This window comes from Geobacillus sp. Y412MC52 (genome assembly GCF_000174795.2).
In the GTDB taxonomy this organism is placed as follows: Bacteria; Bacillota; Bacilli; order Bacillales; family Anoxybacillaceae; genus Geobacillus; species Geobacillus thermoleovorans.
On record NC_014915.1, the window covers coordinates 2,026,034 to 2,050,503 of the forward strand.

Sequence of the window (24,470 nt, forward strand, 5' to 3'; positions counted from 1 at the left end):
CAAGCTACTTCGCCACTTTTTCCTGCACCCGTTCAGCCGGCAAGATAATCTCTCCCCGCTTCACATCATACAACCCGTATGGAATAAGGCGAAGCCCCGGCAAAAAGTCGCACGTTAAAAACAAGAGCGTATACAAAATATCGTGAAAAGGAAATCCACGTTTCTGGAGGACTGCAAGCAGTTCGTCATGGAAACGGACGGCCGTGCCAAACGAATGGTCAGTGGTCATCATGCCGGTAAACGGCAGCGGAATTTCCACCACTGTCTTGCCGTCATCCACGACGACAATCCCGCCACCCATCTCATACACTTTTTTCGCCGCTGCCGCCATCGCTTTCGGATTCCGGCCGATGACAAGCAGTTCTGTCGTTGTGTTGTACGTGGACGCCATGCCATCGATGTCCACGGCAAACCGTTCCAAAATCGCTTTGGACACCCATTGGCCGTCGCGGGCAATCAGTGCGGCATACAACAGCCCCGGGTGGGAGGAAAGATCCGCATAGCCGCCAACAGACGGAAGATCCACATCCTTTCGCTCCGTAATGACATTGCTTTTAAAATACGCAACCGGCACCGGCTTATCTGGCTCCGGATGCGGATAACGGTATAAGCGCTCATCATCGAGCCATTCTTTTGCAAATCGAAACGGTTTTTTCGATGCGTACCGATTCCAGTCGACTTCAGGCAACGGCGTCAGCAGCTTGCCGTCGCGGGCAACGATGCTTCCTTTGGAAATGACAAGCGACGGCTTGAAAGTGACCAAATCAGGGAGCAAAATGATATCGGCGAGTTTGCCGGGGGCAATGCCGCCGATGTCATCATCAAGCCGCAAATATGTCGCTGCGTTGATGGTCGCCATTTGCAGGGCGGTCATCGGCGGCACACCGAGCTCCACGGCCTTCCGAACCAACCCGTCCACAAACCCTTCTCGCTCGATAAAACCCGGATGCGGACCGTCTGTTGTCATCGTGATTCGGTGCGTGCTGACCTTTTTCTCTGTGATCAAGCGGATGATTTCCGGGAAATCCGGGCGGAGCGAGCTATGACGAAGCGTCGTCCATAGGCCGAGCCGCAGCCGATGGAGCGCCTCTTCAGCCGTGATAGCTTCATGGCAGGCGCTGACGCCGCTTGCGGCAATGCTGTTGAGTTTCTCATACGAACAGCCGGCCGTGTGGCCATCAACGACTTTTCTCGCACGTTTCGCTGCTTCAATCGTATCGATTAAAAAAGGATCACCTTGATACAACAGCGGCCATCTTGTCACTTCCGCCGTCCCGACGACTTCATCCATCTCGAGCAGCTTTCGAATTTCCTGCGGGTCGAACCAATCACGCTCCCCTGAAAAATCGGCTTGCGACACCAGCCGGACGAGCCAAAAGAAATTGCCCGGCAGCGCCCGCAAATCTTCGATCATCTGCCGAAAGCCATCGACGCCAAAGTGCAAATAAAAAAACAAGTCGTCGTTCACCGTTGTCGTCGTGCCAAGCGGCAACACTTTGGCCGTCATGCTGACGGGATTGTAAATCACCCATGGGTGAGCGTGAGGCTCGATGAATCCGGGTGAAACATACATCCCCTCTGCGTCGATGACGATCGTATGTTCATCGATCGCAACTTCGTTTTCCCCGACATAGGCAATTGCATCTTGATAAATGGCGACGTTTTGACGCAAAAATTCGCCCGAATAGACGTTGGCTACCGTTCCACCCTGAATGACGATATCGGCCGGACGGCGCCCTTGCGCCACTTCAATCAACTCCGTCCGCTTCGCTGTTCGAATCATAAGCCCTTTCCCCCTTCCTCAGCTTAGAGAAAAAGCAAGCCAAGACGCAGCAAGGCGAACTTGGCTTTCCCATTCCTTTCCCATTCATTAGGCATTCAGCAAGGGATTCATATGGACACATGCCCCTACTCCGTCTTCCTCCAACAACTGCCGGACATCGTCGGGAATCGGCACGGCAAACATGCGCCCGTTCTCCTCTTTCACCCATCCTCTTAACTCAAAACCGTGGCCGGTTCGCACATCTTGGCGGAACACTTCATGGCGCAGCTTGATCGTTTTCCTGTTGACTTCTTCCGCCGTTGTTTTAATCGTAATAATGTCATCGTAATATAACGGGCGCTCAAACGTACAGCCGACATCAAGCAACGGAAGAATGATATTTTGTTCTTTCATCAGTTTTGCTGGTGACAATCCTATGCTGCGGAAAAACTGATGGCCGGCAATATCAAACCATTTAAAGTAGTTGGGGTAATAGACGATGCCGGCTGCATCGGTATCGCCAAAGTTGACGCGCAGCTGAAACTCGTTTTGCTTCATAGCCGATCGTTCCTTTCGCCTCGCTCATCGTTGTTTCAATAGTTGCCGCAGTTTAAATCGCTGAATTTTTCCAGTGGCTGTTTTCGGGAGTTCGTCGATCAATTCGATGATGCGCGGGTATTTATAGTGGGCCAGATGTTGCTTTGCAAATTGCTTGAGCTCTTCTTCCTTCTCGGCTGAACGAGGAACGCCGTCTTTCAACACGACGAACGCTTTCGGAACCACCAACCCGTTTTCATTTTCCATGCCTACCACGGCCGCTTCCAACACGTCGTCATGCCGCAGCAGACAGTTTTCCACCTCGATCGGGGAGACCCAAATGCCGCCGACCTTCAACATGTCATCGGAGCGCCCGCAATACCAGTAATACCCTTCTTCGTCGCGGTAATATTTATCGCCGATATACAGCCATTCCCCAACGAATTTTTGCTTGTTTTGCTCGTGAAGGTTCCAATATCCATGGGCGATCGAGTCGCCGCGAATGATCAAGTCGCCTACTTCATTTGGGGGCAGTTCATTCCCTTGTCCATCAATGATTTTTACTTCGTAGCCCGGGACTTCTTTTCCGGAGCTGCCCGGTTTGACGTCGCCAATGCGGTTGGAAATGAAAATGTGCAACGCTTCCGTCGAACCGATGCCGTCTAAAATGTCGACCCCAAACAGCTGTTTCCATTTATAATAAAACGATGGCGGCAACGCTTCGCCAGCAGATACGCAAACACGCAATGAGCTAACATCAAAGCGCCGGCCCGTTTTTTCGACATAATCAATCATGGCGCCGTACAACGTCGGCACGCCGAAAAAAATCGTCGGCTTGTACGTTTCAATCGCCTGAAACATCACCTCCGGCGCAGGCCGCTCTTTTACAAGCACGGTCGAGGCGCCGACACCTAACGGAAAATACATTCCGCCGCCAAGGCCATACGCAAAATACAGTTTCGACGCCGACAGACAGCGGTCATTTTCGTTGATTTCCAGCACTTGTCTGGCGTATGTGTTTAACGCATATTCCATATCGTGCTGCAAATGGATGATTCCTTTCGGATCCCCAGTGCTTCCTGAACTGAACAGCCAAAACGCCGCATCATCCTTGTTCGTCGGCGCCGCTGCCAGCTCCCGACCCGCGCAGGCGAGCAACCGATGAAAGGAAAGTGTGCCCTCGACGGAACTGTTAGCGTTTTCATGAATGACGATGACATCTTGCAAAAAGGCGAACCGCTCGCGAATCAACTGAAGGCGCTCCCATAAGTCTTCATGAATGACCAACCCTTTTGCACGGCTGTTGTTTAAAAAATATTCGTAATCTGACGGCTGCATCATCGTATTGACTGGAATCGGCACTGCTCCAATTTTGATGGCGCCAAAAAACGTATAGATAAACTCGGGAGTATCGTGGCAGATCATCACCAGCCGATCCTCTATCCGATAGCCAAGCCTCCTCAGCATATTGCCGGTTTGGTTCACCTTTTCCTGCAATTCCCGGTAAGAAATTTGCTCATCGCGATAATAAATGGCTGTCTTCTCGCCCAATCCGCCCTGAACGTTATGGTCAATAAACACCCCTGCCGCATTGTACAGCCTTCCGAACCCGCGCAATTCCATCGTTCACCATCCCATTCCTCATGAAATTGAACTGCCCGGTAAATCGGCGTGCCAAACAACTGGGCAGCGAAGCCCTCGAAAGGATGAACCTGCTCCTTCATAAGGGCTCCGCTAACCACACATTAAATGCCTTTCCAATTCGGTTGGCGTTTTTCCAAAAAGGCGCTCAGCCCTTCTTTCGCGTCTTCGGAGCGGAACAGCAAGTTTTGCAGCTCCCCTTCATAGCGGATCGCCACATTGAGCGGCATTTCTTTCCCATTCATGATCGCCAGCTTGATGTTCGAGACCGCGTACGTCGCGCTATTCGCGAGCTTGCGTGCATACTCCCGCGTCCGCTCTCTCGTTTCCGCCTGCGGGAACACCCGGTTGACCAGCCCAATCTCCAATGCCTCCTGCGGCGTGATCGTTTCGCCCGTAATGTTCATATCGAGCGCCCGCGAATAACCGATGAGCCGTGCCAGCCGCTGCGTCCCGCCCGTTCCGGCCAATACGCCAAGCGATACTTCCGGCAGCCCGATTTTTCCGGCTTCATCGCCCATAAACCGCAAGTCGCACGCCAATGCCATCTCCAACCCGCCGCCAACCGTATGCCCTTCTAAGCAGGCGATGTACACTTGCGGCGAACGCGCGATTTTGTCGAGCGTCTCATTGCAGAACAGGCAAAATTGCGTTTTAAAGCGCGGGTCAGCCGACCGCAAAAAGTTGATATCCGCTCCGGCCGAGAAAAACTTCGGCACATCACTCATGACGATGACGACTTTGATGTCTGGGTCAAAGCGGATGTCATCGATCGCTGCGTTGAATTCTTTGTAAAATTCGAGATCATACGAGTTCGATTTGTTAATGTGCAGATGAATCTCGGCAATTCCATCTTGCTTAAAAACGGTTAAATATTGTTTTTTCGTTTCTACAGCTGTCATTGTTCATTCCCCTTCCTTCAAAAATGATTTGATTGTTTCACGCAGACAACGACGGATAGACATTGCTTTGAAAAGTTCATTTCCCTTGCGCTTCAAGAGAGAGAAAGAATACCGTCTGTTCCTCACCTCCTTGTGTGCCGTTGTTATTTCAACTGAACGAAAGGTTCAGCCGCAACCGTTTTCAATTCCTGCTGCAGCCGTTCAACGAGTTTGACTCCGTTCGGCAAGTACCCTTCCTGCTGCAGCTCTTCCTTGCTTTCAACCTTTTTTAACCAAGCCGCCGTCTCGTTCGCTGCAGCGTTCAACGCTTCGCGGAAACGATGCGGAACAGCGCCGCGGTCATGAACGAGCTGTTGAGCCCAATGTTTGGCGTATACAAGATGATCTTGTTGTTCTCGGATCAACTTCTGGATTCGCGATACAATGGCAGGATGGTTGGCATCAAGTGCGGATTGCAAAACAACGTCAATGGCGGTGTTTGTTGCATATAGTGCGGCAATGAGCGTGATCCAGTTATGAACGTTGATGGCGCTGGCCAGCGCTTTTCCGGTTTGTCTGTATATTTCCGGCTTTCTTCCTTTCAAACCGCGCAAATCAAAACACCAGTTGTATAACAAACGCGCATGTCCCAGCTCTCCTTGCGCCATCGCGATCGATGCCAGCGTGGCTTCCAAATTGGGACCGCTGACCCCAACCTCAACGAGGCGGTCGCCAAGGACGTATTTATTGTCAGCGATCGTTTCGAGCAACTCAATCAGCGAATGCACAGCCGGCTGCATTTGTTCCATTTTAAGCCCTCTCCCCTCTTTTAGGCGAATAGCCACTTCGGTTTTCTCACCCAAATGAGCTCGCTGCGGTCGACAACGACCATTTCCGCCCAATCTTCCTCATCGTACGTGTAAGAAGCGTACACTTTCGCCAACTCCTCGTTTTCCGCCTCCACCGTGCCGATGTGGGACAGTTGGTCGCCCCGTTTCACCCGTGCGAAAATGTCAAACGTTTTTCGTTGTTGGACCGCTGTCATGTAGAGCTCACCCCCCAATATTTCAATTTCTCGCGCCCTTCTGGACTGATCCGATCGACCGTCCACGGTGGATCCCAAACGACGTGAATATGCACGTCGCGAATCTCTTCTTCCTTGAGCAGACGGTTGCGAATGTCTTGCTCGATCCACTCCATGCAAGCGCATGATACCGCTGTATACGTCATGGTCACATGAAGCTCGTCGTCCACTTTTTCAATGCGGTAAATGAGCCCCATATCGACGACGCTGATTGGAAATTCTGGATCCATCACTTCTTTCAGCGCCTGCCAATACTTTCCCGTTTCGGCGTTCCGTTTGTCCATCACACCGCTTCCTTTCGCAGTTGTTCGAGCTCTTTGGCCCCACGTTGAATCCGTTCCACGAATTCCTTATTTTTCGGCCCCCGCTGTTTAAACCGTTTGATGACGTTGTCCCACGTATCCGGCTGATCGAACAGCCATTTTTTGTTCACCGGGTCAAATTTGCACGGGAACGGCACATCAAGCACGTATTTTTGTTGCTCCTCATCGTAATGGGCTGGGACTTTGACGCCGATCGATTCGCAGAACGGAACGGCCGTTGACAGCCATTTTTGCCGCAGTTCGTCATTCGTCCGCCCTTTTAAGCGGTACTCCAGCTGCGCTGAGCGGCTTTTCAACCGATCCTCGACCCCGAAAAACTCGAGCGCCATTAAAAACATCCAGTCAACCGCTTTTTGCACTTCTTCGCGCAAATTCGGATCCTGCATCGCTGTTCTCATAATGATCTCGCCGTTGCGAAGATGAAACAGCTCCTCTTTGTCCACTTTGACGAGCGCCCGCTTCCATGGCCCGTACGATGTATGCTCGAACGCATCGCCAAGAAGGGTGTAGCCCGCACGATCGAAAAAGGCGTTAAAGACGCCAAGTTCAATCCAGTTTGAGAGTTCGAAGTCGAAAGCATACGGATTTTTCCAGCAGTGCGGCTCTCGTTCATAGAGCAATTGATCGACGTCTTCGCCCAAATCTTTCAACAGCCGATAGGCGATGTGGGCATGGCCGATTTCATCCTGCATAATGGCCAGCGCTGTGATTTTGCTGTTTAACGTCGGCGCTTGATCGTACACCGTAAGCAGCGGCGGGACGCTCAGCAACTCGGTGTCGCCGACGATCGTCAGCGTCTGTTTCAACGCGTTTAAATACTCTTCGTTCATATCGTCAATGCCTTCGACGATAAATCCATTTTGGACTTTCTCCTTTAGCAGCGTCGCTTGGTCCATGTTCCCACCTTCCTTATTACGTTTTTTAAACTATCGCATTCTATACATAATGTTAATACAACGTAAAGATTATTGTCAACATAAAAATAAGAAAAATCAAAAAATTACTTTTAGTCGGAAACTCCTTTTATTTTCGTTGATCTCCTGTCCACTATGTCTCTTTACTCCAGTCGGTCGTTTTCCACAGCATACAACATTTGTTTTCCGTTCGTACATTTTTCATGGAACCACTAATTGCAAAACAAAACAAAAAAAGCCAGCTGTCTAACAGCTGGACATCGGTCATTGTCGATAAATGATCGCATGTCGAGGCTCCTCTTTTTGCAATTCGCCGACAGACACCAAATATTCCAAATGCGCCAGCGTCTCGGCCACCGCAAACCGCCATTGGTGCGCCGTCAATGGCTTATGGCCGAACACACAATGGGCGACTTCATAGGCGGTGCGCCCCGTTCCTGCTAGCGCTTTCATTTTTTGCAACCGTTGTTCGTGGTGGCGGAAAAGATCACCGATCCGCTCGCGAAATTGGCGAATGACCGCGCCATGGGCAGGCAGAGCCACATCCACCTCCAGTTCCTCCACTTTGCGAAGCGAGGCAAAATATTGCTCGAGCGGGTTCGGATGGGCGCCCGGCCATACACTAATGTTCGGAGTGATGCGGTCAAGCACATGGTCCGATGCAAGCAACTGGCGCGATTCCGGCTGATAAAAGCTGATCAATCCATCGCTGTGCCCCGGGACCGGGATGACCGCCCATCGCCGCTGCCCCAGTACAATTTCCGAACGATCCAAAACGGTTAGCACCGGAAACGGGCTGACGCGCAACGACAGCTTCCACATGCTCTCCTCAATGTCCGTTACCAACTCATCCGGCACGCCATGACGGCGAAACATGGCACCCACTTCGCACGCCTGGACGCTCTCTTCCCCCCACACTCGTTCCGCCATCGCATAATCCGGCTCGCTGATCCAGACAGGCGCCTCCGTCTGCTGTTGCATCCACCCGGCCAAGCCAAAATGGTCCGGATGAAAGTGAGTGATGTAAATGGCGCGAACGTGCCGCGGTTTGATTCCAAGTTGCCGAAACACTGCTTCCCAGGCGCGAATCGCCTCAGGATAGCGAAAGCCGACGTCGACGATGCTCCATCCATCCGTTTCCCGACCTACGTAACAATAGACATACTTCATCGGAAACGGAACCGGGATCGGAACACGGTAAATTCCATCTCCCACCATTTCTATTTCAATCTGCGCCATCCTTTTCCCCTCCCCCTGATCTTTTTCTTCCCCGTTCACGCGCTCCCTTAAGTGGACATGCTAAGCGCCGACATCCGAAAACCTATTTTTTGGACGCCTAAAAGGCCGGTGATTTAGTGAAAAATCGCGGAAAATAGACTTTTTTCTCAAATAGAGAAGTCTTGCAAAATCAACGCTTCTCTTTCGGCCGAAAACAATGGGTTCGGCGAAATCAGTCGTTTTTCACCAGCCTTCTAAATCATTTCCATAAATGGATTAATCGCCTTATCGCGGTTAAATGTCACCTCACGATCCGGTGCGGCCTCAAACAATGTTTCAAAATAACGGATGGCCGGAATGGCGAGCAACTGGTGGACATTGAAAAACAGCTCCCGCGCTCTCGTTCCGCTCCAATCATCAGGCAACAAGTCGTTCGGGAATCCTGGATCGATAAAGAAAAAGCTCCGATACTCATGCACGAGCTTCGTCCGTTCAATGAAGCATTCGCGGTCGGTCAGTTCATTGTTCCAAGCCCGATGTTGGAACTCTTCGTACTTTCGTTCGTACGTTTCAATAAACCGGTCATACTCCTTGGCGATGTACGGGAAATCCCAGCCGCGCTCGATGATTTGCTCATTGCTGTGCGACACGATGGAGCTCGCCGTAAACAAAATGACGTACGGCTCCAAATGATAGTCTTTAACCCATTCCATCACTTGCGGCTCGATCGGATTCGGGCTCGCCCACGTCCCGTGGGAAATGAGACCAAACCCCATCAAGCTCAATTCTTTGCGAATTTGGTTGCGCAGCTCCCGTTTTTGCTCGGGAACGGAGTACGTCAACACGCGCCATTGACCGTCCCATTTGTAGTTCCGTTGCGAATAGACGCGGTTGAACCCGTCCATCATCGTCCGTTTCCCTTTCGGCGTCAGCGAGTAATAGCTGTTGTTGCCGATTTTCCGCACCTCAAAAAACCCTTGCTGCACCATGCGCAACGCCGCTCCGCGGATGGACGACTCGGAAATGCCGAAGTGGGACATCATTTGGATTAAGCTTCCGATCCATACTTCGTTCCCATAATGTTGAATATATTCTCCAAATAACGTAAACATGAGCGATCTCGGCTTCACCGCTGTTCACACCTTGTCTTTTTTTGAACTTTTCTTTATATTATGGTACAAATCACCTTCCCTTTCAAGCGTTGAAATGCATATTGTGCCATAAAAACATATCGGCCGTTTCGGCCGATATGCGTTCTCAATGCCTTTCCAATTCAGTTGCCGTTTTTCCAAAAAAGACACTCAACCCTTCTTTGGCATCTTCGGAGCGGAACAGCAAGTTTCGCCCCTCCTGTTCGTAGCGAATCGCCACATTCAGCGGCATTTCTTTCCTGTTCATGATCGCCAGGTTGATGGTTGGAGACCGCATACGTCGTGCTTACTCGCGAGCTTGCGTGCATACTCCCGCGTCCGCTCTCTCGTTCCCGCCTGCAGAAACAACTGGTTCACCAGCCCAATGTCCAACGCCTCTGGCGGCGTGATCAAATGCCAAATAGGTTCAACGGTTTAGCGCCGATATAAGAAACAACGCTTTTGGTCTCGGTATACAAGTTCAACGTCTCAAGAGCCAGCTCGCGGCCAAATCCCGACTGCTTGTATCCACCAAACGGCGTGCCTGGGAAAGCGGAAATCGGCGAGTTGATCATGACAATTCCAGCGCGGATGCGCGCGGCAACGCGATGGGCTTTTCCGTGGTCTTTCGTCCAAACGGCTGATCCTAATCCAAAAATCGTGTCGTTCGCCAGCTCGATGACCTCTTCTTCATCGTGAAACTTCATGACGACGACAACCGGACCGAAAATTTCTTCCTGCGCCACCCGCATGTCGTTTCTTACATTGCCAATAATAGTCGGCATGTACCAGTAGCCTTTCGCGAATTCCTCACCTTCCGGAATTTTCCCACCGTATAAAATTTCGCCTCCTTCCTCAACCGCCAGCTTGACATAGCTGTCGATCACTTGCTGATGGCTTCGCGAAATGACCGCGCCCATATGCACCCCTTTTTCAAATGGGTTGCCGACGCGGATGCGGGAAGCTTTTTCGATCAACTTTTCCATAAACTCATCATAAATGTTTTCATGCACAAACAGCCGCGAACGCGCTTCGCACGACTGGCCCGTGTTGTAAAAAATGCCATAAAGCGAACCGTTGACCGCCGCTTCGATATCACAATCATCAAACACGATGTTCGGTGATTTCCCGCCAAGCTCCAGCGTCACCCGCTTCAACGTCTCCGAAGCGCGCCGCATAATATCCTTGCCCGTTTCCGTCTCCCCGGTGAAGGCGACTTTGTCAATTCCAGGATGTTCGGTCATATACGGGCCGATTTCGGAACCGCTTCCAGCAATGACATTGACGACGCCGTCCGGAACCCCGGCCTCTTGGCAAATTTCCGCCAACATATAAGCGGTGATCGGCGTATAGCTTGCCGGCTTTAACACGACCGTGCATCCGGCCGCCAATGCCGGGGCGAGCTTCCAAGCCGCCATCATCAACGGATAGTTCCACGGGATGATTTGACCGCATACACCGACTGGCTCTTTGACCGTGTAGTTGAAAAAGCCATTTGGCACTTGGTTGACATCGCCTTGTAACGTAATTGCCGCGGCCGCATAAAATTCAAAATCCTCAATCGCTTGCATAATTTGTCCTTTGGCCGCATCAACCGTTTTACCGCTGTTTAGCACTTCCGCATACACCAAGTCATCGAATCGCTCTCTCATCAAATTGGCAATTTGATTCAACAGGCGAGCTCGCTTCGCCCCCGTCATTTTTGGCCATTTCCCCGATTCAAACGCCGTGCGCGCCGCCTCGACGGCATGGTCTACATCTTCTTTCGTCGCTTTGGCGACGGTCGCAATCACTTCTTCTGTCGCCGGATTGACCGTTTCAAACACTTCTCCGTTGCTGCTCTCGACATACTGGCCGTTAATAAACAGTGGATAATGTTGCTTGATCCTCATCAGTGGCTTCCCCTTCCTCCTTGGCATCGTCTCTCCATCTCACCCGCTCAAACACGCTTTTGCATTGATGGCAATAGTATTGCGAAACGAGCTGAGCGGTCCCAAACATCGATAGCGGCGCTACGTTCGTTGAGCCGCAAAACGCGCAGCGCACCTCCCCGCGTACCGGCATCGGCTAGACACCTCTTATTATTATGTTTTATTTAATATCGTCAGTTTAACATAATAATACGGAAATTCAAACGTGTTGTCAATCATTAGACTGAAAAAAATGAAAATTTATAATCTTTATTGTACCCTTTCATTCGACCCGAGGTGGCTCATGGCTTTTGAATTATATGGAACAGAAACGGTCGTCTTGATCAAGAAAAAACGACGGGACGCGTTACATCCCATCGGGTTTCCTCAAAAGCCTTGAAACAGTAGAGCAACGTTGCTCCACTGTCTGACTCGTTTCCCCACATTTGTTTTTGCCGTACACTCCCTTACGCCAACTCGCCACGTTTCATTCCGTCGTTTCCACTTTCAAGAAGTGATAACACCCATTCTTTTATATTGATCTCCGAAGCAGGATACATCAATGAATCGGTTCACCAACATCACAACCCGTTTCTTTCCGTCATCTGCTGGCACTATTGAATCCCCTTTTCACCATGATTTTGTCCATTCACTGCAGCGTTCGTGTCGCCCATATGCACGAACCATCAAACCAGGCGACATAGAAAAAGCCGGCGAGCGCAATACCGCCGGCTTGTGGGACACGCAAAAAACCGTTATTTGTCCTGCTGATTGCCCGGACGCTCTGGAGTCATTTCTTCGGCAAACTCCGCCGCAGCAGGCTGCATCGTTCCCATCCGCCGGCTCATCCAGCGGTTGAGGCCGCGAATCACGTTTCGCATCGGTCCTTGCGTCATCGGCGCCATGCGTCTCCCTTGTCTCGCCCCCAACATCGCGGCTGCCACCGCTCCTAAGCTTACGCTGACGAGCGTCCAAATGGCGTTATTGTTTCTTCGCCGTCTAACAACCCCCAACCATGGATTCCACAACCCGCGGCCGCGCTGAACGCGGAACAGACGGAATAAGCGATCCATTGTACCTCCACCTCCTTTTGCTCGACAGCTCCCGTTCAACGGTTAGCATACGTTGCCTCTAAAAAGTCATACGTGGAAAACATTAGATTTGACACTCCACACGCCTAAAGGGCGTGGGATTCTTGGGTCGTTCGCGTCCTCATCCATTTCTGGTTCGGACCACGCAAAAGCTTCAGGGGTGTGTCATCACCCCGTCCCATCGGGTTACGATGTACCCCGATGGGTGGCGCACCTGTGACCAGTGCGCTAGGTTAGGAGGCGAAGCCCGAAATCGCTTTGGCGATGTTGATCGCGCCATTCAAGTCGGCGTGGAGGGTGTATCCGCATTGTTTACACTGAAAGTGGATGCCATTGCGATTTCCCTTTTCCCGATGTCCGCATTTACACGTTTGGCTCGTGTAGGTCGGCTTCACCCACTCCACCCGAATGCCCGCCATTTCCGCTTTATAGGCAATCATCGTTTGCAGTTGGTGGAACGCCCAAGCATGAAGGCTTCGCCCCGCTTCTTTGGCCGATTTTGCCCGCTTGCGAATCCCCGTCAACGCTTCCATCCGAATCACGCCAACACCGTTGGCGAGCGCAAAATTCACGATTTGACGGCTGATTTTGTGATTTTGCTCCTTCATCCAGCGGGACTCTTTGCGGCCGATTTTGCGAATCATATGGAGCTTCTTCGCTTGGCCCAACGTTCGCCGCAAAGCCGCATAGCGTCGGCGCACAAAGGCGCATTGGCTCCCTTTGAAAAACAACGATTTCGTTCCCACGCTGGCAACGGCGAGATAGCGAAGCCCAAGGTCAACCCCCATCACCTTTGTTTCGTGCCGCGGCTTGACTTCAAAGGTGATCGCGATCGCCAAATACCATTTCGTTCTCTTTTTGTAGAGCTTGGCCGCCCCTTGTTTGACGGTTCCATCGAGCAGCCGATTCAGCCACGCTTCTTGATAGGGGCGCGTGACGACCGGCACGCCAATTCGCTTCTCCAGTGTAGGGAAGGAAACCGTGTAGAACGATCCTTTCTTTTCCACCTTCACGTTTTGATTGTTAAAGCAGCACCAGAATGTTCGAAACTTCTTTGTTTTCTGGTTTTTCTTTTGGGACTTCACTTCTCGAATCGTCTGATTCACGACGGCAGAAGGAAACCGCTGCGACGAAAACTCTTTAAATAGTTTGCTCGTTGCTTGATTCAGTTCGGGATGATTCAACACCCAATTCGCAAACGCGGTATTCACTTCTGTCATCCGCTCGTACATGTCTTGTTTGATTTTCGTTGGGTTGTGCAGCTCCAGCCTTAGTGTGATCGTGGGCATGGATTCACCTCCTTGCGACGATTACATGATACCGTTTTTTTTTCATAATCATTCAATATAAGAAAACGGCTCGCTTTCATCTCACCCCTAAAGGAGTGGGCTTTCTCGCTCGCGGGTCTGTAAACAGGGAGGGTGTTCTATATAAAAATTTCCATATATTTCACTATTTTCGTCCCTTTCATGTCCCTATATACTGAATTCGTATATACAAACAAACGGAGGTCACGACATGAAAAACATCGTTCCTTTTGCCTTGGCCGCATCCATAGCCACTGTATGGCCAGCTTCAGCGTTCGCCATTGAACGCAACGATCCAGCTTTAGAGCAGTATTTAAATGAAGCAGGGATCACAGTCGAAGAGCTGGAAAATTATTTGGACTATGAAGGCTATTCGCTCGATGAGTTTGACAGCGTGGACGAAATGCGCCGTGAGTTCGGCGAGCCGCTCACGGAAGAAAATTTAGCTCAGTTGCTCGCCAAACACGGATTGACCGAACAACAGCTTCGACAAATGCTCATCGACAATGGAGAAATGGAAGAGTCACAGGCCATTACTGATGTGTTTTTATTTTACAATGATCTGGAAGAATATATCGAACTGTTTAAAGATTACTCCGTTCCGATCACTGATGAAACGCTGGCCGCCTTTCTAAACGAACGCGGAATGACAAAGGAAGAGCTCATCGCCCTTCTTGATCGGCACGGCGAATCGTTGGCCGATTACCACTCGATCGGCGAGCTGAAAGATATCGTCGATTATTATCGAAATTTGACGCCGTTGACCGAAGAAACATTAAACAAATTTTTACAAGAAATTGGCATGACGAAAACGCAATTGGAAAAACTGCTGTCTAAAAACGGCGATTCGCTTGACAATTATGCGACGGTCGAGGAACTGTCGGAGACAGTCATCGACTACTTGCTTCCGGATTTAGACGAGCTTGGTTTGACGGACGCAGAGTTGGAAAAGCTCTATAACCATTTTGAATCGCTTAATATGGAAGATCCGCAATTCGCCGAGAAAATGGAAGAAATCGGCCAACGGCTTGAGGCGATCGGTGCGTACGATTTTACGAGCGTGACGGAGCTATCGCCAACGCAAATCGCTGAGATCGCCAATGTATGGACCGACCTGCTTTCCACATTTCAGCTGGAAGCGAAGTTTTATTTGACAAAAGGTGGCGAGAAAAAGCCGCTCAGCCTGTCGACGCTGCTGACAATGGAATCAGCGAACGGCTACGATTTGCTTGTTGAAATTTACAGCACCGAAGGCGAGCTGCTGGCTGATTTTGTCGTGACCGAAGAGATGTTTGCCTCCGACATATTCGATGAAATCGGCGAAGACTTGCAACAGAGCGGCCAGGCAGCGAAAATCGAAAAAGTGGTGAAACCGGCGCCGCCGAAACCGCTGAAGCGGACCGAAGCCGGAGCGAAACTGCCGAAGACGGCATCCCCGTATGCCGCTTATATGCTTTTTGGTTTGACCTTAATCGGTGCCGGCGCATTCCTTGTCCGCTTCCGCCAAGGAGCCGAGGCGAAATAAATGAACCGGAAACGGCTCGTGCGCTTTTTTGGAGCAAGCTTGATCGCAGCAGGAATCGCCGCAGTCGGCATTAGCGCTCTGAAATGGAAAAGCGGACTGGAAGCGGTCAAGCCGCTGGCCGCTGAAACAAAGCGATCAGTGGACGCCGCACCGATTCAAATCCAGGCTCCACTCTACCCAAAGCTGCCAAAAATCGGTGAACAAATCGGCGAGCTGATCATCCCGAAGCTCAACATGAGCCTAGCGATTTACCACGGTACAGATGAAAACGAGTTGGAAAAAGGGGTCGGCCATTACGCCGGCAGTGTCCTGCCAGGAGAGGCGGACAACTGCGTGCTTTCTGGCCATCGCGACACGGTCTTCCGCCGTCTTGGCGAAGTCGGCCAAGGCGATATCTTGATCGTCCGTACGTCCGCCGGCACATTCACCTATAAAGTGCGCAAAGTGCGCATCGTCGACGCCGACGACCGGACGGTCATCGTTCCAAAGCCGAAAGCGACACTCACCGTTTCCACGTGCTATCCGTTCCGCTACGTCGGTCCTGCTCCGCAGCGGTACGTGCTCGTCGCCAACTTAATCAATGATCGCTCTTAACCTTGCAAAAAGCGAAAGGATGGCCGAAACAAGGGCCATCCTTTTTTACTTCACTTCGTACGCGGTCCAAGTCGGCTTTTTGATTTTCGCCGACAGCGAGACAATTTTCCGTTTCACTCGGGCTGCTTCCCCTCCCGCTAACGGCATCGGCTGATAATTGTTTCTTGTCGTCACCGATGAAATGCGAAATGGGATGACGCGGATTTCTTTTTTGGCCGTCCGCTTGCCGTTTTGAAAAGAGAACACTTGCTGGAAGACAAACGTATCTTTGTCGCTCGGATTTTTGTTTCCGCCGAACATAAAATTGCCGAGGCTGTAGACGATGAACTTCCCTTTATACTCCTCAATCCCTTGAATGACATGCGGATGATGACCGACGACCAAATCGGCGCCGCTGTCAATCGCAAAGCGGCCGAGCGCCTTTTGCGTGCTGTTTGGCACATAGCTTCGTTCCACTCCCCAATGGAAATGGACGAAAACGATGTCGGCTCCTTGTTTCCGAAGCGTGCGAATATCGTTGGCGATTTGCTTGCGCAACGTGCTGGTGTTGCTCCAGCCTTCGTAGCCAAGCGCTCCAACTTGAATGCCTTTGACCGTTTTCAACAGCCGGAGCGTGCGGCCGAAATAACCGATGTTTTCCTTTTTTAAACTGGCAATCGTGTCATTGTATCCTCGTTGCAAGTAATCGTATGTATGATTATTGGCCAGATTCACAGCATCAATGCCGCCATAAGTTAAGATTTTCGCATAACTCGGGTGGCCGCGAAAACGAAATTTCTTGCTTGCCTTCCGCGTCGAGGTCGTCAGCGTCGTTTCCAAATTGACGGTCGTAAAATCGTCCTTTTTGAAGATCGGCTCAATGTATTTCGTAAAATAGCGCAAGCCGTGCTTCTTCGCTTCTTCATCAAACGAATACGCATAGCCATAATTTTCATCGCGCCCGAGCGTCACATCGCCCGCCGCGCTGATGGTGATGCGCACTTCGTTCGGGTTCAGCGCCGCTTGTTTGGCAGAGGCTGACGCTATCACCATCTTATCGATCGGACTCGGCAGCGGTGGATGCTCGATTGTTTGCCCCGCCAGTTCGTTTGGCGCCGCCAGCACTTCCTCGACGCCGCGATCAGCCGCATTGCTGCAGGAAAATAAAAAGATGGACGCCATACACATACACATAAGCGCCGCATTTCTCCCCTTGATCCATGCGTTCATGTTCCCTCTCCTATCAATCTATTTTCTTCAAACTACCACAACTTCTGCTAATGACGTATTCAACACACCCCCTATTTATCCCTTTTCTTTCCCTCAATTTAGGAGTGATGGCCTAGCCAAGCCATGATATAATGAGCTTGCAGGCGTTTCCTCTCCTATTTCCACATCCTGGACTCCTCACGTTTCATGGTTGAAACGCCCCGAGTGAATCCCATCTCGATAAGGAGGTTTCTTCATGGAAGAGCTGTTGCGGCAGTTAACCACACTTGTTCAAGGACTTGTCGATGACATGTCCGTCCTAAAGCAAGACATGCAAACGGTAAAGCAAAAATTGGGCCAACTTGAACAACGAATGGGCAAACTTGAGCAACGGATGGATACGTTTGAACAGCGGATGGACAAACTTGAACAACGGATGGACAAGCAGGAAGAAGAGTTGCGCTGGCTGAAGGAACAGATGAAAGAAAACACAGAAATGGTCAAAGCGATCCGCGACAATCAACTCGAACAGCGCAGCATTCAAGACGGCATGCGTCATGAAATCGCCAGCCTCCGCGGAGAAATGGCCGGCATTCGCGAGCAGATGGCAACAAAAGACCAGCTCTCCCGACTTCGCGAGCAAATGGCGACAAAAGAAGACATCTCCCTCATTCATCAGCGGCTTGATTATCAACTTGGCCGCATCGCGAGAGTGGAGGAGGAGATGTATTTGCTGAAAACCGCCACCTAGCAATCTTTGCGGCATTGGTTGTGATTTTCAAGATTGATTGTCTAAATAATCGTTTTTCTCTGTCCATCAAGCTAGGCTAGTCCTGTTCTTTTGGCATTGGCTTCATTCTTTTGCGGCACAATCGGCATCCTTGCTTCGATAACAAGCAAAAAAAGCCGCACGGACTTCAATTCCGGCGGCTTCTTTCGTCACTGTCTATCATCTATTGAACTAATTTGCCGCCCCCTGCAACGCCTGGTTCGTTTCTTCCGCTGCTTGATTGAGCGCTTCTTGCGGATCGATGCCTTCATACAACCGTTCCATCGCTTTCACGACATGTTGCCGAGATTCAGGGAAGACGGTGATGAGCGCTCCTTGGGTGGCAGGGGTTGATTTTGTTTCATGCAGCTGGTCCACCGTCACTTTTAATTGAGGGTATTTCGTCCATTCCTCTTTGACCAGCGGCTCATCGTACGCAGCTGGGTTGATGGCGAAATAGCCTGTGCGCACATGCCACTCGGCTTGGACGGGAGCAGTCGTCAAGTATTTCATGAACTCCCACGCCGCTTTTTGTTCCTCTTCGCTGCTTCCTTTCATCATCCAAAGAGAAGCGCCGCCGATCACGACGCCTTGGCGCTCTACGCCATCCGGAACAGGCAAATACGAAACGCCAACGTCAAACGGCGAGTTGTCGATCAACGTTTTTACGCCAGCGGACGAATCCAAATACATGGCGATTTTTCCCGCTTGGAAGGCAGCGCGCATATCGTCCCAATTTTGGCCGACGTTGTAAAACGTGCCGTCTCGATACATGTCGCGGATCAACTCAAATACACGTTTCCCTTCCTCTCCATTAAATACTGCTTTCGTTGCATTACCGCTCCGGCCATTGTTGTTGTTCACATATAGCCCGTCTTGTACGGCCACCATTTCTTCAAAAAACCAGCCGTAGTTCAAAATCGAGAATCCGTACCGTTCGGTTTCCTTCCCTTTTTTCTTTGTCAGCTTTTTCGCCGCTTCTTTCAACTCGCTGTAGGTCAGCGGCGGCTTTTCCGGATCAAGCCCGGCTTCGCGGAACGCATCTTTATTATAAATTAACACAGGGGTTGACGAGTTAAATGGCATCGAGTAAATTCGCCCGTTCACGGTATAATAATTGACAATGTTTTTCTCCCATTGCGAAACATCATACTTGTCTTTATCGATCCACGTTTGCACCGGAACAATCTTTCCACTGTCGATCATATGCTTTGTCCCGACTTCAAACGTCTGCATGATCGTCGGCGCATCTTTGGTCCCCGCTACCGCATTCCATTTCGTCAGCGCTTCTTCATATGTTCCTTGAAACACCGGCTTTACCTCAATATCCGGATGGGTTTGGTTAAAATCCGCCACAAGATCATTCAACACCGGCTCCAAATCCCCGCTCATCGAGTGCCAAAATACAACTTCGGTTTTGCCTCCCGCCGCTTGTCCAGCATCTTCACTTGAACATCCCGCAGCAAGCCCAACAAGCGCTAAGAACAAGAAACCAGCCAAAACCTTTCTCATCTTATTTCTCCTCCCCGCTATTGAATCGCTCCTTGCATAAGCCCCTTGCGCAACTGCTTCTGTCCGGCAAACAACAGCAACAATGTCGGCAGCATCGCTATGATGGCTGCTGCCATGACGACGCCCCAGCTGCTGGCGATCTCTTGCGTCTGCAGTTGCTTGAGCCCAATCTGCACAGTGCGGACGCGGTCATCATTTGTGACAAGCAACGGCCATAAATACATATTCCAAGCGTCTAAAAAACTGTAAACGGCCAGCGTCACCAAACTCGTTTTCGAAAGTGGCAGCACGACGCGGCAAAAAAAGCGGAAATTCCCGATGCCAGACAACTGTGCCGCCTCGTACAGCTCGTGCGGAATTTGCTTAAATTGCTGACGCAATAAAAAAATGCCAAACGCCATCGCCCAAAACGGCACGATGAGTCCTGCGTAATGGTTTGTCCAGCCAAGCGCTTGGATTGTTAAAAAGTTTGGGATCACAGTCGCTTCCCACGGAACGAGCATTGTTGCGATGCAAATATAAAACCACCGATCCCGGCCTGGAAAGCGAAGAAACACAAAGGCAAAAGCAGCCAAGCTCGAAACGATGAGGCGCCCCAATGTAATCACCGAAGCAACGAGAAAGCTGTTCCATAAATAACGCCCGAGGGGTGCTTGCCTAAACGCATCCTCATAATTCGCCCATGTCCATTCCTCAGGCCATAAGCGTCCCGCTAAAATAGCGGCCCCATCCATAAAACTCATCAGAAGAGCATAAGCCATTGGAAACAAGATCACAGCCGAACATAGGCATAATAACGCATAATGAACGGCTGTCCGCACCGCTCTCATTGGTAGTGCACCTTCCTCTCGGCAAACCGAAACTGCAAAAAAGTGACTAGAGCGATCATCAGAAAGAGCAAAATGGCTTGCGCGCTCGCGGACCCGAACTGATAATTGACGAACGCTTCCCGGTAAATCGCATAAACGAACACATTCGTGGCCTCGACCGGCCCGCCTTTCGTTAAAAAGTCAATCTGCCCAAATGTTTGCAACGCTTGAATGAGCGAAACGGTCGTGACAAAAAACAATGTCGGCGACAACAGCGGCACGGTCACCATCCACAACCGACGCCAATAGCTCATTCCAGCGATGCGCGCGCTTTCGTACAAGGATGGATCGATGTTTTGCAGACCGGCCAGCAACAATAAAAAGGTTAGCCCGATGTTCATCCAGATCGTCACCGCCGCCACCGCATACAATGCCGTGTCCGGATCAAGGAGCCATGAAGCAGGAACCCCGCCGATCGCAGACAACAAACGATTGATGATCCCGATCGCTGGATTGTACATAAACATCCAAATCACCGAAGCCACTCCTACGCTCATCCCCATCGTAGAAGCAAAAATCGTCCGGAAGATCCCAATTCCTTTCCGCGTTTCATGAACGAGCAACGCCAAACCGAGCGAAACAGCGACCGTCGTCGGGACAGTGAGTACCGCAAACAGAATCGTCGCCTTCAAACTATGCCAAAACGAAGCATCTTGAAGCAGGGCGACAAAATGCGCCAAACCAGCAAATTCCGTCGGCCGCCCTTGATAATCAGTGTGAAACACGCTTAAATACATCGTCCTCCCCAACGGATAAAAGAGAAACACGCCAAATAGAAGGAGCGAAGGAAAAAGATACAGCATTCCCTCCAACCACGATTTCATCGCGGCCTGACGCGCTGCCCGCTTCGTCCGGACCGACCATGGCGCCGGCGGAAAGGCCGGCGAAACCCGCTCATTCATTGGCCAATCCACACCTCCTCCCGTTTGATGAGCGGCGGCTCGATCCGTTCCCCGCGTTCATCGAAAAAGAGCAGCGCCCGCTCATCAAACGCCAATGACACCACTTCCCCCAGCCTGATGTTCCATTGCCCGTTCCACCGTGCTGTCCAATGAAGATTTTTCGCCAACTCAAACGTCACTAACGTTTCATTGCCAAGCCACTCGATATGGCTGACTTGGGCCGCCGTATGTTCTTCTCCGGATTCCGCTCGATGAATATGTTCCGGCCGGAGTCCTACAATCACCCGTTCAGCCTTCGGCAAGGGACGGCGCATGAGGCGGACGGGCCGTTCGTTTTGCAATAAGAGCGAATGTTCCAGCACATGCGCTTCCGCTAAATTCATCGGCGGTGTTCCAATAAATGAAGCGACAAACATGTTATCCGGATGATTGTATACATCGAGCGGACTTCCGATTTGCTGCGGACGGCCGTCACGCAAAATCATCATCCGATCAGCCATTGTCATCGCTTCCGTTTGATCGTGAGTGACATAAATAACGGTCATGCCGAGCTGACGCTGCAAACGGCGAAGCTCACTCCGCATTTTCGCCCTCAGTTTGGCATCTAAATTGGAGAGCGGCTCATCCATTAAACAAAGCGGCGTTCTCGCCACGATCGCCCGCCCTAAGGCGACGCGCTGACGCTGCCCCCCTGACAATTCCCGCGGCTTCCGTTGCAACACATCAGTCAGCCCGAGCATTTCCGCCGCTTCCATGCAACGTTTCACTTGTTCTTCTTTCGGCACTTTTTGCGCCTGCAAAACAATTCGCATATTTTGCTCCACCGTCAAATGCGGATATAACGCGTAGTTCTGAAAGACCATTGATAACCCGCGGGCATGAGGAGGCCAATCGTTCGCCACTTGCCCATCGATCAACACATATCCCGATGTCAGCGGCTCAAGGCCAGCGATCAGCCGCAAAATCGTGCTTTTGCCGCATCCCGATGGACCGACAAGAACAAAAAACTCCCCTGATTCAATCGCGACATTCACATTCTCGACCACCCTCTTTTTGCCTCCATACGATTTCGTCACCTCCACCAGTTCAAGAAACGCCATCCGCTTCTCTCCCCCTTTCCTCTTGTCTATTCTATCTTAATCCATTTTTGTAAATACTGTCTGAATTTGTTTTTTGATTTATGTAAATATTTTTTAAATAAAAAAAGACGCCCTGCCAACGCAGAGCATCCTATCACCAGTTTACAACCTTTTTGATCATCCGTTTTCCCTTATTAACGAACTCCCTTCATCAACCGCTGAATGCTTGGCGCCAGCGCGAATAAAAGGATGCTTAGCACAAGCGCCGCACCGCCGATCGTGCCGAAATAGGCCGTTTCGTTTTCCGGCGTATAGAAGCGGACGAGCTGGGCGTTGATCGCTTGCGCGGCGGCGTTCGATAAAAACCAAAGGCTCATCGTTTGCGCCGAGAAGGCCGCAGGCGCAAGTTTCGTCGTCGCCGACAGGCCGACCGGCGACAGGCAAAGTTCACCAAGCACGACGATGAAATAGCTTAACACAAGCCAGATCGGATGGACGAGCCCCCCGCCGCTTAAATGGCCCGGCACGAGAATGACGATGAACGACAGGCCGGCGAACAACAAGCCGAGCGCGAATTTTTGCGGGATCGTCGGCTGCCGTTTACCGAGCTTCACCCACATCCATGCGAACACCGGAGCCAAAATGATAATAAATAACGGGTTCAGCGACTGGAACCATGCAGGCGACAAGTGGATGCCTGCTACATCCAACTGCGTCCGCTTGTCCGCATAGTTCGCCAAAATCGTCGATCCTTGTTCTTGAATCGCCCAAAACATCGCTGAAGCGACGAACAACGGAATGTAAGCGAGCACGCGCGACCGCTCCTCCGCCGTCGTTTTCGGGCTGCGGTACATGACGACAAAATAGATGATCGGGATGATGATTCCTAAGATGCCGACAAGGGAAATAAACGTTTCCACAGTGAACCAACCGTTCGGAATCAAGATTGCTAGCAGCACGGCAATCACGACCGCCCCCATGGCCATGATCGAAACCGCTTTTTTCTTTTCTGCCGGCGTCAGCGGGTTGGGCACGTACGTCCCCGCCAACCCGAGGTTTTTCTTTCTTGTCGCCACAAATACGACAAGCCCGAGAAACATCCCGACAGCAGCAAGTCCGAAGCCAAGGTGGAAGTTGTACTTCATCCCGGCCGTTCCAACAACAAGCGGAGCCAAAAAGGCGCCAAGGTTAATCCCCATGTAAAAAATGCTAAATCCGGCGTCGCGGCGGTCATCGCCAGGCTTGTACATATCGCCGACAATGCTCGAAACGTTCGGTTTCAACAACCCGGTTCCCAAGACGATGAGCGCCATCGACACAAACAGCGCCGTCACCCCGCCCGGAATCGCCAGGGCGATATGACCAGCCATAATGAGAAGGCCGCCGTAAAAGACCGCGCGCGACGTGCCAAACACCCGGTCGGCAAGCCAGCCGCCAATGATTCCGGACATGTACACAAGCGCCCCATAAATCGACATAATCGCGAGCGCCAGATGCTCATCAAGCCCGAGCCCGCCTTTCGATACTTCGTAATACATGTAGTACACTAAAATGGCGCGCATGCCGTAGTACGAAAAGCGCTCCCAAAACTCGGTGAAAAAGAGCGTAAACAGCCCTTTCGGATGGCCGAAAAAGCCCCGCTGCGGAACACTGGCAGCGATTTGTTGCTTGTCAATGGATGACATAACCACTACCTACCTCCTTTAAATTCTTTTAATATAATAATTCATTATGTTTATATTGTCAAAAAAATTTTGTATGATTTATATTAAGGTAAATATATAGATGCAATTTAAAGCTTTAACATTTTTCGTTTTTACCGGTCATTTCATCCGACTGTCGAAGACAAGCCTATGGCTTGCCTTCGACAGTCAAAAATGGATGAGCCACTTTTCCGTCAAGGATATGTTAAACGATCTCGTTGCATCTATATAAAACAATAACATTAAGAAAAAATAATATTATTTAAAATAAAAATTCTGAAAAACATTTCTCCCTTTCCGTTTTCTTCGTTATAGGAAAAACCTTTTTCCTCTTTTCGTTGATCATGTATAATCAATGGCAGGGAATCGTCGTTTCCCCAACAGCACCATTTCCTCTTTTCCATCTCATCTGCATCTTTGTGTTCACCGCAATTGGTACATGAATCGACGCTTCTTTTAAGGAAAAAGATATCGTGCATTCCGCTCCTTTCCGTCCCCGTGCAAAATGTGTTATACTTATCATGACACAGT

Annotated in this window: 23 protein-coding genes and 1 pseudogene; 3 read left to right on the forward strand and 21 right to left on the reverse strand. The window is 50.8% G+C overall.

Annotated elements, in window-relative coordinates:
- Positions 1–4: 4 nt before the first annotated feature.
- From GYMC52_RS09925 to GYMC52_RS09990, 15 genes and pseudogenes are all read right to left on the reverse strand, one after another.
- A complete protein-coding gene (locus GYMC52_RS09925; protein WP_013523987.1) occupies positions 5–1,783 on the reverse strand; it encodes an adenine deaminase C-terminal domain-containing protein in 1,779 nt (592 codons plus the stop codon).
- Between the two features lie 87 nt (positions 1,784–1,870).
- The gene (locus GYMC52_RS09930; protein WP_011231476.1) at positions 1,871–2,320 is read right to left on the reverse strand and encodes an acyl-CoA thioesterase; all 450 of its coding nucleotides are present in this window, start codon (positions 2,318–2,320) and stop codon (positions 1,871–1,873) included.
- A gap of 24 nt (positions 2,321–2,344) precedes the next feature.
- Positions 2,345–3,922, reverse strand: coding sequence for a benzoate-CoA ligase family protein (locus GYMC52_RS09935; protein ID WP_013145074.1), 1,578 nt, complete (start codon positions 3,920–3,922; stop codon positions 2,345–2,347).
- 122 nt (positions 3,923–4,044) lie between these two features.
- Positions 4,045–4,842, reverse strand: coding sequence for an enoyl-CoA hydratase/isomerase family protein (locus GYMC52_RS09940; RefSeq protein WP_013145073.1), 798 nt, complete (start codon positions 4,840–4,842; stop codon positions 4,045–4,047).
- 143 nt (positions 4,843–4,985) lie between these two features.
- Positions 4,986–5,630: a Phenylacetic acid catabolic protein gene (locus tag GYMC52_RS09945; RefSeq protein WP_013145072.1), complete on the reverse strand. Its 645-nt coding sequence runs from the start codon at positions 5,628–5,630 to the stop codon at positions 4,986–4,988.
- Between the two features lie 20 nt (positions 5,631–5,650).
- Positions 5,651–5,866 carry a hypothetical protein gene (locus GYMC52_RS09950; RefSeq protein ID WP_013145071.1) on the reverse strand — a complete coding sequence of 72 codons (216 nt, stop codon included), beginning with the start codon at positions 5,864–5,866 and terminating at the stop codon, positions 5,651–5,653.
- Entirely contained in the window at positions 5,863–6,189 is a 327-nt protein-coding gene (locus tag GYMC52_RS09955; RefSeq protein ID WP_011231480.1) for a metal-sulfur cluster assembly factor, read from the reverse strand. The genes GYMC52_RS09950 and GYMC52_RS09955 overlap by 4 nt, the downstream gene beginning before the upstream one ends.
- A complete protein-coding gene (locus GYMC52_RS09960; RefSeq protein ID WP_011231481.1) occupies positions 6,189–7,124 on the reverse strand; it encodes a Phenylacetic acid catabolic protein in 936 nt (311 codons plus the stop codon). The genes GYMC52_RS09955 and GYMC52_RS09960 overlap by 1 nt, the downstream gene beginning before the upstream one ends.
- 282 nt (positions 7,125–7,406) lie before the next feature.
- The gene (locus GYMC52_RS09965) at positions 7,407–8,381 is read right to left on the reverse strand and encodes an MBL fold metallo-hydrolase (RefSeq protein WP_011231482.1); all 975 of its coding nucleotides are present in this window, start codon (positions 8,379–8,381) and stop codon (positions 7,407–7,409) included.
- Between the two features lie 233 nt (positions 8,382–8,614).
- Positions 8,615–9,490 (reverse strand): PaaX family transcriptional regulator C-terminal domain-containing protein, encoded by an 876-nt coding sequence (locus GYMC52_RS09970; protein WP_013523988.1) that lies wholly within the window; start codon positions 9,488–9,490, stop codon positions 8,615–8,617.
- 129 nt (positions 9,491–9,619) lie between these two features.
- Positions 9,620–9,901 (reverse strand): annotated as a pseudogene (locus GYMC52_RS20355) (enoyl-CoA hydratase/isomerase family protein); the annotation flags it as partial.
- Complete coding sequence (locus GYMC52_RS09980; protein ID WP_407066664.1) at positions 9,901–11,382, reverse strand: aldehyde dehydrogenase family protein; 1,482 nt, start codon at positions 11,380–11,382, stop codon at positions 9,901–9,903. The gene GYMC52_RS09980 and the pseudogene GYMC52_RS20355, both read right to left, overlap by 1 nt.
- Positions 11,348–11,554 (reverse strand): hypothetical protein, encoded by a 207-nt coding sequence (locus GYMC52_RS18695; protein ID WP_013145068.1) that lies wholly within the window; start codon positions 11,552–11,554, stop codon positions 11,348–11,350. Before GYMC52_RS18695 ends, GYMC52_RS09980 begins: the two co-directional genes overlap by 35 nt.
- A gap of 601 nt (positions 11,555–12,155) precedes the next feature.
- Positions 12,156–12,473: a hypothetical protein gene (locus tag GYMC52_RS09985; RefSeq protein ID WP_011231487.1), complete on the reverse strand. Its 318-nt coding sequence runs from the start codon at positions 12,471–12,473 to the stop codon at positions 12,156–12,158.
- Between the two features lie 251 nt (positions 12,474–12,724).
- On the reverse strand, positions 12,725–13,780 hold the full coding sequence (locus GYMC52_RS09990; RefSeq protein WP_013523990.1) for an RNA-guided endonuclease TnpB family protein: 1,056 nt from the start codon (positions 13,778–13,780) through the stop codon (positions 12,725–12,727).
- A gap of 229 nt (positions 13,781–14,009) precedes the next feature.
- Between GYMC52_RS09990 and GYMC52_RS09995 the strand changes: the two genes are divergently transcribed.
- Both GYMC52_RS09995 and GYMC52_RS10000 read left to right on the forward strand, forming a co-directional pair.
- On the forward strand, positions 14,010–15,323 hold the full coding sequence (locus GYMC52_RS09995) for a processed acidic surface protein (protein WP_011231488.1): 1,314 nt from the start codon (positions 14,010–14,012) through the stop codon (positions 15,321–15,323).
- Entirely contained in the window at positions 15,324–15,917 is a 594-nt protein-coding gene (locus GYMC52_RS10000) for a class D sortase (RefSeq protein WP_011231489.1), read from the forward strand. It begins immediately after the preceding gene.
- 45 nt (positions 15,918–15,962) lie between these two features.
- Here the strand turns inward: GYMC52_RS10000 and GYMC52_RS10005 are convergent, their stop codons facing one another.
- Positions 15,963–17,126 carry a CapA family protein gene (locus tag GYMC52_RS10005; RefSeq protein ID WP_013145066.1) on the reverse strand — a complete coding sequence of 388 codons (1,164 nt, stop codon included), beginning with the start codon at positions 17,124–17,126 and terminating at the stop codon, positions 15,963–15,965.
- Between the two features lie 235 nt (positions 17,127–17,361).
- On the opposite strand from GYMC52_RS10005, the gene GYMC52_RS10010 reads away from it, so the two are divergent.
- Entirely contained in the window at positions 17,362–17,856 is a 495-nt protein-coding gene (locus GYMC52_RS10010; protein WP_013523991.1) for a DUF2046 domain-containing protein, read from the forward strand.
- A gap of 210 nt (positions 17,857–18,066) precedes the next feature.
- On the opposite strand, the gene GYMC52_RS10015 is transcribed toward GYMC52_RS10010, so the two are convergent.
- From GYMC52_RS10015 to GYMC52_RS10035, 5 genes are all read right to left on the reverse strand, one after another.
- Positions 18,067–19,386, reverse strand: a complete 1,320-nt coding sequence (locus GYMC52_RS10015) for an ABC transporter substrate-binding protein (RefSeq protein ID WP_013145064.1) — start codon at positions 19,384–19,386, stop codon at positions 18,067–18,069.
- Positions 19,387–19,403: 17 nt separating this feature from the next.
- Complete coding sequence (locus GYMC52_RS10020) at positions 19,404–20,216, reverse strand: carbohydrate ABC transporter permease (protein ID WP_013145063.1); 813 nt, start codon at positions 20,214–20,216, stop codon at positions 19,404–19,406.
- Complete coding sequence (locus tag GYMC52_RS10025; protein ID WP_013145062.1) at positions 20,213–21,157, reverse strand: carbohydrate ABC transporter permease; 945 nt, start codon at positions 21,155–21,157, stop codon at positions 20,213–20,215. The genes GYMC52_RS10020 and GYMC52_RS10025 overlap by 4 nt, the downstream gene beginning before the upstream one ends.
- Complete coding sequence (locus tag GYMC52_RS10030; protein ID WP_013523993.1) at positions 21,154–22,257, reverse strand: ABC transporter ATP-binding protein; 1,104 nt, start codon at positions 22,255–22,257, stop codon at positions 21,154–21,156. Before GYMC52_RS10030 ends, GYMC52_RS10025 begins: the two co-directional genes overlap by 4 nt.
- 173 nt (positions 22,258–22,430) lie before the next feature.
- Positions 22,431–23,921 carry a peptide MFS transporter gene (locus GYMC52_RS10035; protein WP_041469471.1) on the reverse strand — a complete coding sequence of 497 codons (1,491 nt, stop codon included), beginning with the start codon at positions 23,919–23,921 and terminating at the stop codon, positions 22,431–22,433.
- Between the last annotated feature and the right edge of the window lie 549 nt (positions 23,922–24,470).

Bases quoted from the DNA above. Each gene is read 5' to 3' on its own strand.
- GYMC52_RS09925 (WP_013523987.1), bottom strand. From the start codon at position 1,783: ATGATTCGAACAGCGAAGCGGACGGAGTTGATTGAAGTGGCGCAAGGG.
- GYMC52_RS09930 (WP_011231476.1), bottom strand. From the start codon at position 2,320: ATGAAGCAAAACGAGTTTCAGCTGCGCGTCAACTTTGGCGATACCGAT.
- GYMC52_RS09935 (WP_013145074.1), bottom strand. From the start codon at position 3,922: ATGGAATTGCGCGGGTTCGGAAGGCTGTACAATGCGGCAGGGGTGTTT.
- GYMC52_RS09940 (WP_013145073.1), bottom strand. From the start codon at position 4,842: ATGACAGCTGTAGAAACGAAAAAACAATATTTAACCGTTTTTAAGCAA.
- GYMC52_RS09945 (WP_013145072.1), bottom strand. From the start codon at position 5,630: ATGGAACAAATGCAGCCGGCTGTGCATTCGCTGATTGAGTTGCTCGAA.
- GYMC52_RS09950 (WP_013145071.1), bottom strand. From the start codon at position 5,866: ATGACAGCGGTCCAACAACGAAAAACGTTTGACATTTTCGCACGGGTG.
- GYMC52_RS09955 (WP_011231480.1), bottom strand. From the start codon at position 6,189: ATGGACAAACGGAACGCCGAAACGGGAAAGTATTGGCAGGCGCTGAAA.
- GYMC52_RS09960 (WP_011231481.1), bottom strand. From the start codon at position 7,124: ATGGACCAAGCGACGCTGCTAAAGGAGAAAGTCCAAAATGGATTTATC.
- GYMC52_RS09965 (WP_011231482.1), bottom strand. From the start codon at position 8,381: ATGGCGCAGATTGAAATAGAAATGGTGGGAGATGGAATTTACCGTGTT.
- GYMC52_RS09980 (WP_407066664.1), bottom strand. From the start codon at position 11,382: ATGAGGATCAAGCAACATTATCCACTGTTTATTAACGGCCAGTATGTC.
- GYMC52_RS18695 (WP_013145068.1), bottom strand. From the start codon at position 11,554: ATGCCGGTACGCGGGGAGGTGCGCTGCGCGTTTTGCGGCTCAACGAAC.
- GYMC52_RS09985 (WP_011231487.1), bottom strand. From the start codon at position 12,473: ATGGATCGCTTATTCCGTCTGTTCCGCGTTCAGCGCGGCCGCGGGTTG.
- GYMC52_RS09990 (WP_013523990.1), bottom strand. From the start codon at position 13,780: ATGCCCACGATCACACTAAGGCTGGAGCTGCACAACCCAACGAAAATC.
- GYMC52_RS09995 (WP_011231488.1), top strand. From the start codon at position 14,010: ATGAAAAACATCGTTCCTTTTGCCTTGGCCGCATCCATAGCCACTGTA.
- GYMC52_RS10000 (WP_011231489.1), top strand. From the start codon at position 15,324: ATGAACCGGAAACGGCTCGTGCGCTTTTTTGGAGCAAGCTTGATCGCA.
- GYMC52_RS10005 (WP_013145066.1), bottom strand. From the start codon at position 17,126: ATGAACGCATGGATCAAGGGGAGAAATGCGGCGCTTATGTGTATGTGT.
- GYMC52_RS10010 (WP_013523991.1), top strand. From the start codon at position 17,362: ATGGAAGAGCTGTTGCGGCAGTTAACCACACTTGTTCAAGGACTTGTC.
- GYMC52_RS10015 (WP_013145064.1), bottom strand. From the start codon at position 19,386: ATGAGAAAGGTTTTGGCTGGTTTCTTGTTCTTAGCGCTTGTTGGGCTT.
- GYMC52_RS10020 (WP_013145063.1), bottom strand. From the start codon at position 20,216: ATGAGAGCGGTGCGGACAGCCGTTCATTATGCGTTATTATGCCTATGT.
- GYMC52_RS10025 (WP_013145062.1), bottom strand. From the start codon at position 21,157: ATGAATGAGCGGGTTTCGCCGGCCTTTCCGCCGGCGCCATGGTCGGTC.
- GYMC52_RS10030 (WP_013523993.1), bottom strand. From the start codon at position 22,257: ATGGCGTTTCTTGAACTGGTGGAGGTGACGAAATCGTATGGAGGCAAA.
- GYMC52_RS10035 (WP_041469471.1), bottom strand. From the start codon at position 23,921: ATGTCATCCATTGACAAGCAACAAATCGCTGCCAGTGTTCCGCAGCGG.